Source organism: Streptomyces sp. NPDC049954 (assembly GCF_040656295.1).
Lineage (GTDB): Bacteria > Actinomycetota > Actinomycetes > Streptomycetales > Streptomycetaceae > Streptomyces.
This window is the reverse complement of record NZ_JBFALS010000006.1, coordinates 63,262-78,676: the sequence shown is the minus strand read 5'-3', so window position 1 is coordinate 78,676 and position 15,415 is coordinate 63,262. Positions and strand designations below refer to the sequence as shown.

The 15,415-nt window shown below is 71.6% G+C and carries 11 protein-coding genes; 2 read left to right on the top strand and 9 right to left on the bottom strand.

The window, feature by feature from the left end:
- Nucleotides 1-211 precede the first annotated feature (211 nt).
- The 5 genes from AB0J21_RS14780 to AB0J21_RS14760 form a co-directional block, all read right to left on the bottom strand.
- Nucleotides 212-826 carry a hypothetical protein gene (locus AB0J21_RS14780; RefSeq protein WP_363146316.1) on the bottom strand — a complete coding sequence of 205 codons (615 nt, stop codon included), beginning with the start codon at nucleotides 824-826 and terminating at the stop codon, nucleotides 212-214.
- Nucleotides 827-894: 68 nt separating this feature from the next.
- A complete protein-coding gene (locus tag AB0J21_RS14775) occupies nucleotides 895-1,596 on the bottom strand; it encodes a ribonuclease HII (protein ID WP_363146315.1) in 702 nt (233 codons plus the stop codon).
- Nucleotides 1,597-1,766: 170 nt separating this feature from the next.
- The gene (locus AB0J21_RS14770) at nucleotides 1,767-2,678 is read right to left on the bottom strand and encodes an ADP-ribosylglycohydrolase family protein (RefSeq protein WP_363146314.1); all 912 of its coding nucleotides are present in this window, start codon (nucleotides 2,676-2,678) and stop codon (nucleotides 1,767-1,769) included.
- 12 nt (nucleotides 2,679-2,690) lie between these two features.
- Nucleotides 2,691-3,350 (bottom strand): histidine phosphatase family protein, encoded by a 660-nt coding sequence (locus AB0J21_RS14765; protein ID WP_363146313.1) that lies wholly within the window; start codon nucleotides 3,348-3,350, stop codon nucleotides 2,691-2,693.
- 127 nt (nucleotides 3,351-3,477) lie between these two features.
- Nucleotides 3,478-4,083 (bottom strand): YdbC family protein, encoded by a 606-nt coding sequence (locus AB0J21_RS14760; protein WP_363146312.1) that lies wholly within the window; start codon nucleotides 4,081-4,083, stop codon nucleotides 3,478-3,480.
- A 157-nt stretch (nucleotides 4,084-4,240) separates the two neighbouring features.
- Between AB0J21_RS14760 and AB0J21_RS14755 the strand changes: the two genes are divergently transcribed.
- Nucleotides 4,241-4,771, top strand: coding sequence for a TerD family protein (locus AB0J21_RS14755; RefSeq protein ID WP_363146311.1), 531 nt, complete (start codon nucleotides 4,241-4,243; stop codon nucleotides 4,769-4,771).
- A 342-nt stretch (nucleotides 4,772-5,113) separates the two neighbouring features.
- Here AB0J21_RS14755 and AB0J21_RS14750 read toward each other — a convergent pair whose 3' ends face one another.
- Both AB0J21_RS14750 and nrdR read right to left on the bottom strand, forming a co-directional pair.
- On the bottom strand, nucleotides 5,114-8,008 hold the full coding sequence (locus tag AB0J21_RS14750; protein WP_363146310.1) for a vitamin B12-dependent ribonucleotide reductase: 2,895 nt from the start codon (nucleotides 8,006-8,008) through the stop codon (nucleotides 5,114-5,116).
- 291 nt (nucleotides 8,009-8,299) lie between these two features.
- Nucleotides 8,300-8,839 carry a transcriptional regulator NrdR gene (nrdR, locus tag AB0J21_RS14745; RefSeq protein WP_363146309.1) on the bottom strand — a complete coding sequence of 180 codons (540 nt, stop codon included), beginning with the start codon at nucleotides 8,837-8,839 and terminating at the stop codon, nucleotides 8,300-8,302.
- Nucleotides 8,840-9,730: 891 nt separating this feature from the next.
- Here nrdR and lexA point away from each other — a divergent pair.
- Nucleotides 9,731-10,516 carry a transcriptional repressor LexA gene (lexA, locus tag AB0J21_RS14740; protein WP_363146308.1) on the top strand — a complete coding sequence of 262 codons (786 nt, stop codon included), beginning with the start codon at nucleotides 9,731-9,733 and terminating at the stop codon, nucleotides 10,514-10,516.
- 187 nt (nucleotides 10,517-10,703) lie between these two features.
- Here lexA and AB0J21_RS14735 read toward each other — a convergent pair whose 3' ends face one another.
- Nucleotides 10,704-12,719: an ATP-dependent DNA helicase gene (locus tag AB0J21_RS14735; protein ID WP_363146307.1), complete on the bottom strand. Its 2,016-nt coding sequence runs from the start codon at nucleotides 12,717-12,719 to the stop codon at nucleotides 10,704-10,706.
- Between the two features lie 153 nt (nucleotides 12,720-12,872).
- Nucleotides 12,873-14,990 (bottom strand): IucA/IucC family siderophore biosynthesis protein, encoded by a 2,118-nt coding sequence (locus AB0J21_RS14730; protein WP_363146306.1) that lies wholly within the window; start codon nucleotides 14,988-14,990, stop codon nucleotides 12,873-12,875.
- Nucleotides 14,991-15,415 lie beyond the last annotated feature (425 nt).

Here is a 15,415-nt window from a genome sequence, read left to right as displayed (position 1 = left end):
GCGCGGAGGCGTGTCCGTCGCACAACCGGCAGGCGTCGATGAAAGACGCGGGCACAGACATGGCCACAGGCCCGAACGGTATGCACCGGCAGCGTGCGCGTAAGCGACGCTACGTGGCGGGGCGTGACGTGAAGACGAACGCGACCCCCGTGGGCCAGGGCATCCGCCCCCGCCCGGCCGTGACCGGCCGGGCGGGGGCGGCTGTCCTCGGTCAGACGCCCGCGCCCAGCGCCGTGTTGGCGAGCTGGGGATCGCCGCAGACGATCATCAGCACGCCGGCCCTGGTGCGGGTGACCGGGAGCGTCTGGGCGATCACGGCGTCACTGCCGCCGTTGACGGCGACCACGACGACCGGACGCGCCGAGGCACGGGCGGCCCGGGTGGCGTCGGTGTAGAAGACGTCGTCGCCCGCGTCGTGCTGGGCCCAGTAGGCGTCCTCGCCGAAGGACAGCTCGTGCGCTGCCCAGGGGTGGAGGTCGCCGGTGGTGACCAGCAGGATCTCGCCGGGCGCACGGCCCGAGTCGAGCAGGAGGTCGATGGCCTCCTCCGCGGCGTCCAGAGCGCCCTTCGCCGGGGCGGGGATGATCTGGAGCTGCGGGGCGGACGCCGGGGCGTCGGAGTCCTTGGAGACGGGCTTGGCCTGCTCACGCTGCGTGCGCTGGGCGGGAGCCGGTCGAGCGGGCCCCGGGTGACCGGGGCGTGGCGGCGCCGCGGGACGCGGGCCGGGTACGGGACGGGGGGTCTGCGCGCTGCGGCTGGGGGCCGGAGTCGTGCGGGGACCCTGGGCACTCTCGTGAATCTGAGGCTCCTCGGGAATGAGAGGCATGACGGGTTGTTTTTGCCACCGCCGGAGCACAGCGCTCCGGCGTGTGCACCTGCGTGCGGCCGGAAGTGTCAGAAGTCGAAACCTAGTTGTCCTTCGATCTCCGTCGGGCTTCCGTCCGTCCGGGTGCGGACCTTCTTGAGATGCCGCCACTGGGGCAGCGCATCGAGGTACGACCAGGAAAGCCGGTGGTACGGGGTGGGACCCCGTTCCGCCAGGGCCGCCTTGTGCACCGGCGAGGGATAGCCGGCGTTGGCGGCGAAGGCGAAGTCTGTGTGGTCGGAGCCGAGTTCGGCCATCATCCGGTCGCGGGTGACCTTGGCGATCACGGACGCGGCGGCGACCGATACGCAGGACTGGTCGCCCTTGATGACGGTGCGGACCTTCCACGGCGAGCCGAGGTAGTCGTGGTTGCCGTCCAGGATCACGGCGTCCGGACGGACGGGAAGGGCTTCGAGCGCGCGGACCGCGGCGAGCCGCAGCGCCGCGGTCATACCGAGTTCGTCGATCTCCTCCGGCGAGGCGTGCCCGAGGGCGTGCGCGCTCACCCAGCCCTCCAGCACCACGGCGAGAGTGTCGCGCCGCTTGGGGCTGAGGAGCTTGGAGTCGGTGAGGCCCTCAGGGGGGCGTCGGAGTCCGGTCACGGCCGCGCAGACCGAGACGGGTCCGGCCCAGGCGCCGCGGCCCACCTCGTCGACTCCGGCGACGATCTTCGCTCCGGTCGTGGCGCGCAGAGATCGCTCGACGCTGTGGGTGGGTGCTTCGTACGGCATAGCGGGTGACAGCGTACGCGCCCCGGTTCCCGTGCGACACCCCGGCTCCCCTCCTGGGCGGGAATGAGACCTACCGGAGACCTCGCGACGCTCGGAACCGCCTGCGGGCGGGCGGTTTCGGGGTACCCCGGCGGTGTCTCGGCGCCCGGCCGCCGCTACCGTGCGGGTGTTCAGGCCGCCCGTGTCCGGGCCCAGGCGGGCAGGGGCTCGGTGTGCTCCAGCCAGGTGGCGGGCGGAGCCCCTCGGACCCCACCGGCGGCGACCACCCCGCCCACGATGGCGCAGGTGGTGTCGATGTCGCCGCCGACCTGGGCGGTGGTCCAGAAGGCGGCCTCGAAGTCGTCCAGGTTGCGGGCCGCCGACCAGAGCGCGAAGGGCACGGTGTCGTGCGCGGAGGTACGTCGGCCGCAGCCCAGGACGGCGGCGACGGTGCCGGCGTCGTCGTAGTCGAGCATGCCGCTCGCCCGGCGCAGCCCGGCCTGCACGGCGCTGCGCGGCACGAGGTCGACGACGGTGTCCAGGAGCCGCACGGGATCGGGCGGCTGCGAGGCTCCGGCCACGAGGGCGGCGGCAGCGGCGACGGCCATGGCGCCGGCCACGGCCTCCCGGTGCTGGTGGGTGGGGTAGGCGGAGATCTCGGCCTGGTGGGTGGCCTGCTCGGGGTCCTGTGCGTACCAGGCGCCGAGCGGGGCGATGCGCATGGCGGCTCCGTTGCCCCAGGAGCCCTGTCCGTCGAAGAGGCCGCGCGACAGTTCGCGCCAGTCGCCGCCCTCCCGCACGAGCCGCAGGAGACGGCCCACACCCGGGCCGTATCCCCGGTCGAAGTCGTGGTGCTCGGCGAAGGAGGCGGCCAGCACGTCCTGGTCGACGCGGCGGCGCCCGGCGAGCACGGTCACGACCGAACAGGCCATCTCGGTGTCGTCGGTCCACTGCCACGGACCGGGCGGGAGCGCGCGGTGGCGCAGCAGCGGGTGGTTGGCGGGGACGAAGAACTGCGAACCGAGGGCGTCCCCGACGCGGAGCCCGGCCAGACTCGCGTGAGCGCGTTCCAGCGGTGAGACATGGGTGTTCTGTGCGGTCATGGCGGTAGCACTCTATCCGGTGATTCCGTACGGCTCGGGTTTGCGCCACTGGACGAAGGGCCGGTCGAGGCGGTAGCGGCCGTCGGCACCGAGTTCGAGGCAGCGGGTCTCCCCGTTGCCAGGGTTCGACAGCGACTCGAACTCGGCGACCGTCCAGTGGAACCAGCGCATGCAGAAGAGCCGCATCGTGAGCCCGTGGGTGACGAGCAGGACGTTCGGGGGGTGGTCGGGGTCCTCGAAGCTGCGGAACAGGCTCTCCAGGAAGGCCCCGACCCGGTCGTACACGTCGGCGCCCGACTCGCCCTGGGCGAAGCGGTAGAAGAAGTGCCCGTAGGCGTCGCGGTACGCCTTCTGGAGCCGTACGTCGTCGCGGTCCTGCCAGTTCCCCCAGTCCTGTTCGCGCAGCCGGGGCTCCTCGCGCACCCGCACCTGGGCGGGGTCGAGACCGAAGGCGCGGAAGGTCTCGTGGGTCCTGCGGTACGGGGAGACGTAGACGCTGACCCGTTCCTCCTGGAACAGGGAGCGCAGTTTCCTGCCGGTCGCGGCGGCCTGCGCGCGGCCCGCCGGGGTGAGGGGGAGCGCGTGGTCCGGCTCGCGCTCGTACACGCTGTCGTCAGCGTTTCCCTCGGACTCCCCGTGCCGGACTAGGACGATGCGCCGCGGACGTGCCATGCCCAAACCCTAGGCGGCCACCGCGCGGCCCCGACAACCGGCCGGGCTCCATCCGGAGCAGTCCCCCCGGGGGGCGCCGCGGATCGCCCGCGGTGTGCCGGGGACGACCCGTGGTGAGCGCGGGTGCTCACACCGTCCAGGACGGTTCCAGTTCCACGATGGCGCCCGACAGGTCGAGGAGGTCCTCGTCGGTCTGCGCTCGGGCCGACAGCCGGGTCAGTCCCTCGGGGCGGTACTTGCCGCGTTCGGCCGCCGCCCGCCACATCGAGAGCACCAGGAACTCGTGCCCCGGCCCCTCGCCGAAGAACCCGCGCACCATGCCCGGAGAGCCCGCCATCACGGGGTTCCAGATGTGCCGCTGCACGAGCGTGAAGTGCTCGACACGCTCCTCGTGCACCCGGGAGTGCGCGACCCTGACGAGGTCGACGTCGTGGAAGTACGGCTCGAAACCGGTCTTCACGTCGAAGCGGTGGTCGAAGAGAAGGACCTCGGTGTCCTTGAAGGTGCCGCTCTGCGCGGCGGCGAGCCGTTCGTGGGAACGTGCCATGAACGAGTCGTAGAACGCCCGGCTCTCCCAGAAGCCGAAGACGTGCGCCTGCCCCGGCCGCTCGCGGCTCCACCCCCCTGCCTGGGCCCGGAACCCCGGCTCCCCCACGAGCCCCGCCCATTTCCGCTGCCCCTGGTCGAACCTCTGACGGTCCGTCACTTCGCAGCGAATCCACTTGACCAGCACCGCGCCATCGTACGGCGCCGCGGCCGTGCCGGGTGGGGCCGTCCACGAGCCCGACAGATGTCCGTGGGGCGTGACACTATGGACAATCACCCTGTGCGCACGGCGACTTGCCGTCGACACGGGCCCGTCGCCGGTTGCCGGGAAAGAAGGGAAGACCGTGGACACCCTCAACAAAGGTCTGCGCAAGGTAGAGGCGGCTCTCAAGTGGGACCCGAGCCCGACCGGCTCGCCGCCCATGGACCTGGACCTCGTCGCCGCGGTCTACGCGGTGGACGATCCGCATCAACATCCGGTCTACGTCGTGCACTTCGACCAACGCGCCCCGGACGGGACGATCACGCTCAACCGCGACAGCCGCACCGGTCAGGGCTTCGGCTGGGACGAGGTGCTGACCCTGGAACTCGACCGGCTCTCGTCGGCGTACGGGCGGGTCGTCGTCGGGGTCGCCGTCCAGCAGCGCGAGGGCACGCGGACCTTCCGCGACGTGATCGGGCCGGAGGCCCGCCTCAGGGAGGGCTACGAGGAGTTGGGGACGACGGACTTCGCGGCGGTGCCCGACGCCGCGGCGGCCACCGTGGCCGAGTTCGTGCGCGCGGCGGACGGGGAGTGGACGTACCGTCCGCTGGTCCAGGGCTTCGACACGGATCTCACGGCGTTCACCGCCGCCATGGGGAACAAGCCGGCCTGAGCCGTCCTTTCCGCGCCGCCCGCGTGCGGCAACGCCTGGTCCTCGCTCACCCCTTAGGGCGATGATCACGCGCAGAACCGTTTCGGGCGCGAACCGGCCTGCCAGGATTGATTCCGCGAAGCCCCCTGCGCCGTAGCGGATGTTGCCATTCTCGCCATGGACACGGGGCTTCGCGTCATGTCCGCCCGAGGGGCCGGTCTCCTCGGCGACCCGCCGCGCCCCGTCACATGACAGCCGACGACGCCCGGCCGGGGAGAGCCCGGCCGGGCGTCGTCGCACGCTGATCACGCGGTCCGCGTCACCGGAGGCGACGCCTCACACGCGCCACGGCGGCGTGTGCGGTCAGCTGCAGCCGCTGGTCGAGCCGCAGCCCTCGCAGATGTAGCAGGAACCGGCGCGCTGCATCTTCGTCCCGCACGAGAAGCAGAGCGGGGCGTCGGCGTTGATACCGAGCTGCATCTCGACCAGCTCGGCGGAGGTGTGGGCCTCCCGCGGGGCGGGCTTCGCGGCCTCCTCGCTGCCCCCGATCACCGTCACCGGCGCGCTCTCCTGGACGGGAGCGACCGGGGCGGACTGGGCCAGCGAGTCGGTGTCCAGCTGCTCCTCGGGCTCGTAGGAGCCCGTCTCCAGGTGCCGCTGGCGCTCCTCGGCGGAGTGGATGCCAAGCGCCGAGCGGGTCTCGAAGGGCAGGAAGTCCAGCGCCAGGCGGCGGAAGATGTAGTCGACGATGGACTGGGCCAGCCGCACGTCCGGGTCGTCGGTCATCCCGGCCGGCTCGAAGCGCATGTTGGTGAACTTCGAGACGTAGGTCTCCAGCGGAACCCCGTACTGGAGGCCGACGGAGACGGCGATCGAGAAGGCGTCCATCATGCCCGCGAGGGTCGAGCCCTGCTTGGACATCTTGAGGAAGACCTCGCCCAGACCGTCGTCCGGGTAGGAGTTGGCCGTCATGTACCCCTCGGCGCCACCCACCGTGAAGGAGGTGGTGATGCCGGGACGGCCCTTGGGCAGGCGCTTGCGGACCGGACGGTACTCGACGACCTTCTCGACCGCGGTACGGATCGTGTCCTCGGTCTTCTCGGTGATCTCGGCCTTCTCCTCCTCCTTCTTCTTCGCGGAGAGGGGCTGGCCGACCTTGCAGTTGTCGCGGTAGATGGCGAGCGCCTTGACGCCCAGCTTCCACGCCTCGAAGTAGACCTCCTCGACGTCCTCGACGGTCGCCGACTCGGGGAGGTTGACCGTCTTGGACAGCGCGCCGGAGATCCACGGCTGGATCGCGGCCATCATGCGGACGTGTCCCATCGCGGAGATGGAACGCTCGCCCATGGCGCAGTCGAAGACCTCGTAGTGCTCCTCCTTGAGGCCGGGCGCACCGATCACATTGCCGTGCTCGGCGATGTGGGCGACGATCGCCTCGATCTGCTCCTCCTGGTAACCGAGGCGGCGCAGGGCCTGGGGCACGGTGCCGTTGACGATCTGCATGGAGCCGCCGCCGACCAGCTTCTTGAACTTGACCAGGGCGAGGTCGGGCTCCAGGCCGGTGGTGTCGCAGGACATCGCGAGACCGATGGTGCCGGTCGGGGCGATGACGGAGGCCTGCGCGTTGCGGAAGCCGTTCTTCTCCCCGAGGCGCAGTACGTCCTGCCAGGCCTCGGTGGCAGCGGCCCAGATCGGGCTGTCCAGATCGTCGACCCGCACGGCGGAGGTGTTGGCGTCGGCGTGCTGCTTCATGACGCGCTGGTGCGGGGCGGCGTTGCGGGCGTAGCCCTCGTACGGGCCGACCACCGCGGCCAGCTCGGCGGAGCGCCGGTAGGAGGCGCCGGTCATCAGCGAGGTGATGGCACCGGCCAGCGCGCGGCCGCCGTCCGAGTCGTAGGCGTGGCCGGTGGCCATCAGCAGGGCGCCGAGGTTGGCGTAGCCGATGCCGAGCTGGCGGAAGGCGCGGGTGTTCTCGCCGATCTTCTGGGTCGGAAAGTCCGCGAAGCAGATCGAGATGTCCATCGCGGTGATGACCAGCTCGACGACCTTGGCGAACCGCTCGATCTCGAAGGACTGGTGGCCGAGACCGTCGTCCTTGAGGAACTTCATGAGGTTGAGCGAGGCCAGGTTGCACGAGGTGTTGTCCAGGTGCATGTACTCGCTGCACGGGTTCGAGCCGTTGATCCGGCCGGACTCCGGGCAGGTGTGCCAGGCGTTGATGGTGTCGTCGTACTGGATGCCGGGGTCGGCGCAGGCCCAGGCGGCCTCGGCCATGGTGCGGAAGAGGCTCTTGGCCTCGACCTCCTCGATGACCTCGCCGGTCATCCGCGCCCGCAGCCCGAACTTGTCGCCGGCCTCGACGGCCTTCATGAACTCGTCGTTGACGCGGACGGAGTTGTTGGCGTTCTGATACTGGACGGAGGTGATGTCCTCGCCGCCGAGGTCCATGTCGAAGCCCGCGTCACGCAGGGCGCGGATCTTCTCCTCCTCGGTGACCTTGGTCTTGATGAAGTCCTCGATGTCGGGGTGGTCGACGTCGAGGATGACCATCTTCGCCGCCCGCCGGGTCGCCCCGCCGGACTTGATCGTCCCGGCGGAGGCGTCGGCGCCGCGCATGAAGGAGACCGGACCGGAGGCGTTGCCGCCGGAGGAGAGCAGTTCCTTCGAGGAACGGATGCGCGACAGGTTCAGGCCCGCCCCGGAACCGCCCTTGAAGATCATCCCCTCTTCCTTGTACCAGTCGAGGATCGACTCCATGGAGTCGTCGACGGACAGGATGAAGCACGCGGAGACCTGCTGCGGCTGGGTCGTGCCGACGTTGAACCACACCGGCGAGTTGAAGCTGAAGATCTGGTGCAGGAGGGCGTACGCCAGCTCGTGCTCGAAGATCTCGGCGTCGGCCGGGGAGGCGAAGTAGGCGTTCTGCTCGCCCGCCTTGCGGTACGTCTTCACGATGCGGTCGATGAGCTGCTTGAGCCCGGTCTCGCGCTGCGGAGTGCCCAGGGCGCCCCGGAAGTACTTGCTGGTGACGATGTTGACCGCGTTCACCGACCAGAAGTCGGGGAACTCGACGCCACGCTGTTCGAAGTTGACCGAACCGTCGCGCCAGTTGGTCATGACGACGTCACGGCGCTCCCAGGACACCTCGTCGTAGGGATGCACACCGGGGGTGGTGTGGATGCGCTCGATGTGCAGCCCCTTCGCGCCTTTGGAGCCCTTGCGGGTCCCTCGTGCCGAACCGCTCGCCGTCTCTGTCATGCCGCCTCCTCGTACCAGGCTAAAACGCCTCGCAGTGCCGCAAACTTCCCCTGCGGCACGCTGTGTCTGTGCAGACCGAAGGTGCTGCGCGCGCCTTCGGCCGGTTCTCGCGTCGACCGCTCCACCCGGCCGCCCGCGCATGTCGTTCCCGGCCCGTAGCGGGCCGCCCCTCAGTTGTTGTTCACCTGTTCACCCGCGGCCCGCCGGACCGCTCCTGCCGGTGACGTCACCGGCGCCGGACGCTCCCCGCGTCGTCACCGCCCCGTCGGGGGCGGCGGGTGCCGGTCCGGATCAGTCGGCCACGACGGTGGCCGCCACGGCCCGGTCTCCCTCGTCCTCCCGGCCGCACGCGCAGGGCGCGGGCCCGGTTCCGTCCGTCGCGTCCCCGGTCTGCTCGCGCAGTTCGGTGATGGCGGCGTCGAAGTCCTCCAGCGAGTCGAACGCCCGGTACACGGACGCGAACCGCAGGTAGGCGACGAGGTCCAGCTCCTGCAGGGGGCCGAGTATGGCGAGCCCGACGTCGTGCGTGGTCAGCTCGGCGCTGCCGGTCGCCCGCAGGGCCTCCTCGACGCGCTGGCCGAGCTTCGCCAGGGCGTCCTCGGTCACCGGACGGCCCTGGCACGCCTTGCGCACGCCGTTGATGACCTTGGTGCGGCTGAAGGGCTCGGTGACCCCGCTCCGCTTGATCACCATGAGTGAGCAGGTCTCGACGGTGGTGAACCGCCGGGAACAGTCGGGGCACTGCCGGCGCCGCCTGATCGCGGCCCCGTCGTCGGTCGTACGACTGTCGACAACCCGGCTGTCGGGATGCCTGCAGAAGGGACAGTGCATGGAACCCAACCCTCCTTCACGGCACGACACAATGGGCTCACCGGGCACTCCCTGACCAGGAGCCCCTCGAAGCAGCCCCCAGCATAGGCGATGGCCCGAACCCCGACCGACCCGGACCACAACTTGTGGGTAGCTTTGCCAATCCAACCACTAGATCTTGGGCCGGGCCGCGAATCTCGGTGAGCGCGTGTCGTGGCGAGAGCCGATACCCCGGACCGGAGGCCCACGCGGTGAGCCTGCATCCAGAGAGCTCCGGCGGCAGGCGCGGGGCCGGTCACGCACAGGCAGAGCACGCACGCTCCCGCGCGGTGCGGCCCGCTTCCGGCCGGCACGCTCGTGCCGCCCCGGACGGCGCCCCGCACCCCTGCCGAACGACGGCTCACGCTTGTCGCAACCGGCCGCCCACGCCTCCATAAGCGGCCACTCACGCTCCGGGGGCGAGGCTCGCCCTTCCGACGCGACGGCTGTCGACCCTACGAGACCGGAGGACGGCGCACACCGGGGGGTACCCGCCTCCCGCGCCACCGGCGGTGAAAGACTGTCGCGGTCGGCCCGTGCGCGCCGGACCTCCACCCAGGGAGCGCCCCGCTCGCACAAGCGGACACCGGCACGCCCGCGCGGGGCCGACGACTCACCGGGCGGACACCGGCCTTTCCAGGACTCCGGCAGCGCACCGAGCGGTCGAACACCCGGCCCCTCGGCGCGTGGGCACGCCCTGACAACACCGGTCCCATTGTGGCCTATTGCCCGCATAAGAGTCATCGCCCATACACCCGCACAGGCGATTTGAACAGGTAAGTGCCGGTTTTTCACTCGAACGTGTGTTTGGCGCAACCTTTCGAAAGCCACTACCGTTGACCGGCCAGGGAGACCATTCGAGAGGGGCCCAATGTGACCACCACCGCAGACAGCGCCACCATCACTGGCCAGGACCGCTCCCAGGGCCGATTCCAGCCGGCACGCGCCATCAGTGAAACAGCCACGCACCACGAGGGGGCCAAGCCCGCCCGCTCGTTGCCCGGACGTCCTCCAGGAATCCGTGCCGACAGTTCAGGGCTCACCGACCGGCAGCGGCGCGTCATCGAGGTCATCAGGGACTCCGTCCAGCGCCGTGGCTATCCCCCGTCGATGCGGGAGATCGGCCAGGCCGTCGGCCTGTCCAGCACCTCTTCGGTCGCCCATCAGCTCATGGCGCTCGAACGCAAGGGTTTCCTGCGCAGGGACCCGCACCGCCCCCGCGCCTACGAGGTGCGCGGCTCCGACCAGCCAAGCACCCAGCCCACGGACACCGCGGGAAAACCGGCCGCCTCCTACGTCCCCCTGGTCGGCCGCATCGCGGCCGGTGGACCGATCCTGGCCGAGGAGTCCGTCGAGGACGTCTTCCCTCTCCCCCGCCAGCTCGTGGGTGACGGTGAGCTGTTCGTACTCAAGGTGGTGGGCGACTCCATGATCGAGGCGGCCATCTGCGACGGCGACTGGGTCACCGTGCGCCGCCAGCCGGTCGCGGAGAACGGGGACATCGTGGCCGCGATGCTAGAGGGGGAAGCGACCGTCAAGCGCTTCAAGCGGGAGGACGGTCACGTGTGGCTGCTGCCGCACAACTCCGCGTACCAGCCGATCCCCGGCGACGAGGCGACGATCCTCGGCAAGGTCGTCGCCGTCCTCCGGCGGATCTGAAGGCCGCCGTCCTCAGCAGGGCCCTGAGACCCACTGCGCCGGGTTTCGGGGCCCGCAGTGCTGTCCGGAGCCCCTGCGCCTCCTTCCGCTCACCGGGACGGCCTGAGGGCTCCTCTCCCGCCGAGAGGGCCCCGTGCCCGGTCCGGGCGGGGCCCCTCCACGACGCCAGCGCTCCTGCTCCCATGCTCTAGCTCTCGCCTGCCGCCACGGCTGCCCCCTGCTCGCTCGCCTTGGCGCTCTCGTCGATCGCAGCGAGCGACCTGCGCACCTGATTGCGGTCCGTGGTGTACCAGAAGTCGGGCAGGGACGCGCGCAGGTAGCTCCCGTACCGGGCCGTGGCCAGACGCGGGTCGAGGACCGCGACCACGCCCCGGTCGCCGGAGGCCCGTACGAGGCGGCCCGCGCCCTGGGCCATGAGCAGCGCCGCGTGCGTGGCGGCCACCGCCATGAAGCCGTTGCCGCCGGCCTGCTCCACGGCCTTCTGGCGGGCGCTCATGAGGGGGTCGTCGGGCCGGGGGAAGGGGATGCGGTCCATGACGACCAGCTGGCAGCTGGGGCCCGGTACGTCGACGCCCTGCCACAGCGACAGCGTGCCGAACAAGCAGGTACGCGGGTCCTCGGCGAAGGTTCTGATCAGCTCGCCGAGGGTCTCCTCGCCCTGGAGCAGCACGGGCACGTCGAGACGTCCGCGCAGCTCCTCCGCCGCCGCCTGGGCGCCGCGCATCGAGGAGAACAGCCCGAGGGTGCGCCCGCCCGCCGCCTCGACCAGTTCGGCCAGTTCGTCGAACAGGTCCGTCCGGGTCCCCTCGCGGCCGGGCGGCGACAGATGCCGCGCGACGTACAGGATGCCCTGCTTGCGGTAGTCGAAGGGGGAGCCGACGTCGATGCCCTTCCACACCGGCAGTTCGTCCGTCTCCGGTGCGCCGGAGCCCGCGGTGCCCTCCGGGGCCAGCCCCAGCGAGGCGCCCACGCCGTTGAAGTCCCCGCCCAGCTTGAGCGTCGCCGAGGTCAGGGTGACCGAACGGTCGGTGAAGAGCTTCTCCCGCAGCAGGCCCGAGACCGACAGCGGCGCCACCCGCAGGGAGGCCCCGAAGCGGTCGTGCCGCTCGCACCACAGCACGTCGTACTCGGAGGACTCGCAGATCCGCTCGGCGACCCCGTGCACCGTCTCGACGGAAGCCAGGGCCTGCTTGCGGACCGCGTCCTCGTCGGGCACGGAGCGGTCGCGGGTGTTGCCGATCGCGGTGATGACCTGGCGGGCGGCGTCCCGCAGGGCGGCGAGGGCGTAGCCGAGGTCCTCGGGGAGCTCTTCGAGGCGGCCGGGCAGGGCCAGCTCCATGACGCGCTCGAAGCCCTCGGCCGCGGTCTGCAGCAGGTCGGCGGTCTTCTCGTCGGCGAGCTTCGCCGCCCGCCGCACCGCGCGGTTGACCTGCCCCGGACTCAGCTCCCCGGTGGCCACACCGGTGACCCGGGAGACCAGTTCGTGCGCCTCGTCCACGATCAGCACCTCGTGCGGGGGCAGCACGGGTGCCCCCTCGATCGCGTCGATCGCGAGGAGGGCGTGGTTGGTGACCACGACGTCGGCGAGCTTCGCGCGCTCCCTGGCCATCTCGGCGAAGCAGTCCGCCCCGTAGGCGCAGCGGCTCGCGCCGAGGCACTCCCGCGAGGACACCGACACCTGGGCCCAGGCCCGGTCGGAGACGCCGGGGGTGAGGCCGTCCCGGTCGCCGGTCTCCGTCTCGTCCGACCAGTCGCGCAGCCTCAGCAGGTCCTGGCCGAGCTTGCTGCTGGGCGCGGCGGCCTCGAACTGGTCGAAGAGCGCCTCCTCCTCGTCCTTCGGCATGCCCTCGTGCAGCCGGTGCAGACACAGGTAGTTGGAGCGGCCCTTGAGCATCGCGTACTCGGGGCGGCGCCGCATGAGGGGGTGCAGGGCGTCGACCGTACGGGGGAGGTCGCGTTCGACGAGCTGGCGCTGGAGGGCCAGGGTCGCGGTCGCCACGACGACGCGCTCCCCGTGGGCCAGGGCGGGCACCAGATAGCCGAGGGACTTGCCGGTACCGGTGCCGGCCTGCACGAGCAGGTGCGAGCCGTCGTCGATGGCGTCACCGACCGCTTGGGCCATGGTCACCTGTCCGGGCCGCTCCGAGCCGCCCACGGCGGTGACGGCGGCGTGCAGGAGATCGGGGAGTGAGGGCTTCGTCATAGCTCGACCACCCTACGACGCGCCACGGACAACGCGGGTCCTTCCCGAGTGGGCCGGCTCCGTCCCCGCGGGACGGGAGCGGCTCCGTCCCGCGGGAGCGGGCGGGACGGAGCCGCCCGGAGGTGCGGACGTGCTCCCCGCGCCCGGCGGTGGTCAGAGCGCGTGCAGCGGGTTGGGCACGGTGCCGTGCACGGCGGCGTGCGGGCGCTCGGAACGGTCGCGGTAACCGTCCAGGTGCAGTCTGTTGCGGTTGAGGCACAGCCGGTCGATCCGCGGCGTCAGCAGATCGAACAGCTCGTAGCGCTCCTTGAGCTCGGGGAAGCGGGCCTGGTGGGTGAGGACCTCGGACCGTACGAGCGACCAGAACACGGCGTCGTCCACGCCGAGCTGCTCACGGAAGAGCGGCGCCAGGTAGCGGAACACTCCGACGAACAGGCCGGAGTGGATGAACTGGGGCAGGAAGTCCGGCGATTCGGTGAGCAGCACCCGTCGTACGTCCTCGGGCATGCCCTCGTGCTCGGGCAGAGCCTGCGCGCTCAGGTTCACGTCGTCCACGAAGTCCTTCACGGCGAGCCGTACCGGGACGTCCTGTTCGTCGAAGACCACGATGGCGTTCTCCCCGTGCGGGGAGAAGACGGTTCCGTACCGGTAGAGGAAGCGCAGCAGGGGCGGGAGCAGGGCGGAGAACAGGCGGCGCAGCCAGACCTCCGGGGCGAGACCGGAGCGCCGCACCAGTTCCGCGACGAAGGCGCGGCCGGCCGGGTCGACGTGGATGAGGGAGGCCAGGGTTCTGGCCCGCTCCCCCGCGTCGAGCCGGGACCCGAGGGGTTCGCGCCAGATCGCGCCCAGCAGTTCCTTGTACTGGTACGGGACTTCGTCGAGACCGTCGTAGAGCGGATGTTCCACGGCCACCGAGGCCACCTCGCCGAGCAGGACGACGCGGCACTCCTCGCTGAGGAACGGATCGGCGTCCCGCAGTCCGTGCACCCACGCGGTGACCGCCGGAGCGGCGACCGTGCGGCGGGTGGGCAGCCCGCGCCACACCAGGGTGTTGAGGATCGACAGGGGCAGTTTGACGGTGTGCCGCTCGGGGCGGGAGACGTTGAGGAAGGTACGGATGGACTGCTGGGGGAGTCGGTGGTCCCCGTCGGAGGGCAGCGGCACGATGTCCTGGGCGGCGACCGAGGCGGCGAACAGGGGCAGGACCGTGCCGTCCCACTGCCAGGGGTGCACCGGCAGGTAGAGGTACGCGGTGGGCTCCAGCCCCCGGTCCCTTAAGGCGGCGTCGAAGGACTCCCGTACCGGTGCGTCGAGTTCGCGGGCGTAGAGCTGCTCGGCGGTGTCGAGTCCCGGGACGCCCCGGTAGGTGGCGAGGGCGGAGCGTACGGCGATCCAGGGGAGCCGGGCCTCGGTGCGGCCCTCGGGAGCCCAGCGCGCCGCGTCGCTCGCGGAGAAGCCCATGCGGCCCTTGTTGAGCACGATCCAGGGGTGACCGGTCTGGTGCCCCTCAAGGTGTGCGTAGTCGAGTTCGGCCAGGGCGGAGCCGGGGAGCCCGGTGTGTTCGAGCCGCGCGTCGGCGGCGAGGGTCGCGCTCAGTTCGCGCACGAGATGTCCCAGAGTGGCCCCGTCAAGACCGAGCACGGTGCGGGCCCGGGTCAGGAAACCCAACGGGTCGGTGAACGGGGCGGGAGCGGCGCCGTCCTCGACGAGCAGCAGGCTGTCGGGCTCGACCTCCCAGTGGCCGTACGCGCTGCGGCGCGCCCGGAAGCTGAGGTGCGGCCGTTCCGCCCGGTCACGGGGCTCTCCCGCCCCGTCACGGGACGGGAGAGCCCCGGTGCCCACGGAGCCGGTCGCGCCGCCGTGTCGGTCGGGGGCGCCGTGGACGGACGGCGTGCCCGGTCCGGAGAGCGTGCCACCGCCAGTGGGCGCGCCGGGCTCGCGCGGCGCGCCCCGCTCCCCCGGCGCGTCGAGTGCCAAGGTGTACTCGGCGTACGGATCGGACGGGTTCTCGTGAGCAGCGGCGCGGTGCACGGGCGCGTCGGTGACCGGGGAGGAGGCCGTCGTGGGCCTCCGTACGGGGACGAGGATCTCCTCGTACGCGAACTCCGCGATGGTCTTCGCGAGGAGCCGCCGACCGGCCCGCTGCCAGGCTCCGGGGTTCAGCTCCGGAGGGTCGTAGAGGGACGGGGCCGGCGCGGGGAGGGGTGCCGGGGGCGGGGCTGCCTGGGGGACGGTCTCTTGCGCGCTGTGTTCCGCGGCGGGGTGCGGCACGGGGAGGCTCCTTCGGTGAGTGCCGGTGAGGCTGCTGATCCGGGTGCTGAGCGGTACGTGCGAGGCGGTGGTGCTGAGCGGCGCCGGCCCGCTGTCCGTCCGGCTGTGCCGGGCACCGCGGTACGGGCCGGGTCCACGGACGGTGCGGTTCGGGCCCAGGCAGCGGTCCGCCGACGTCGCCCCGCCGGCGAAGGGCGAGGGCAACGGGGCGGGGACGGTGCGGGACAGGGCGGAGGGGCCGGACGGGGTCGCGTGGCGCCCTGGGGAGCGGGGCGATGACGGGGCGGCGTGGGCCGTGGGCGTCCCGGGCCACCGTCCCGCCGCCGCTGTACACGGGGCCACGGAGCACGGGGGCGGCGTGGCTCATACGGGGCGGGCGGGGCGCGGTGCTCCTGGAGAGTCACGCCCCGGCCGGTGCCGGTGCG

Coding starts and splice junctions, on each gene's coding strand:
- nrdR (WP_363146309.1), bottom strand. CDS start 8,839: ATGCACTGTCCCTTCTGCAGGCATCCCGACAGCCGGGTTGTCGACAGT.
- AB0J21_RS14735 (WP_363146307.1), bottom strand. CDS start 12,719: ATGACGAAGCCCTCACTCCCCGATCTCCTGCACGCCGCCGTCACCGCC.
- AB0J21_RS14765 (WP_363146313.1), bottom strand. CDS start 3,350: ATGGCACGTCCGCGGCGCATCGTCCTAGTCCGGCACGGGGAGTCCGAG.
- AB0J21_RS14780 (WP_363146316.1), bottom strand. CDS start 826: ATGCCTCTCATTCCCGAGGAGCCTCAGATTCACGAGAGTGCCCAGGGT.
- AB0J21_RS14770 (WP_363146314.1), bottom strand. CDS start 2,678: ATGACCGCACAGAACACCCATGTCTCACCGCTGGAACGCGCTCACGCG.
- AB0J21_RS14750 (WP_363146310.1), bottom strand. CDS start 8,008: ATGACAGAGACGGCGAGCGGTTCGGCACGAGGGACCCGCAAGGGCTCC.
- AB0J21_RS14775 (WP_363146315.1), bottom strand. CDS start 1,596: ATGCCGTACGAAGCACCCACCCACAGCGTCGAGCGATCTCTGCGCGCC.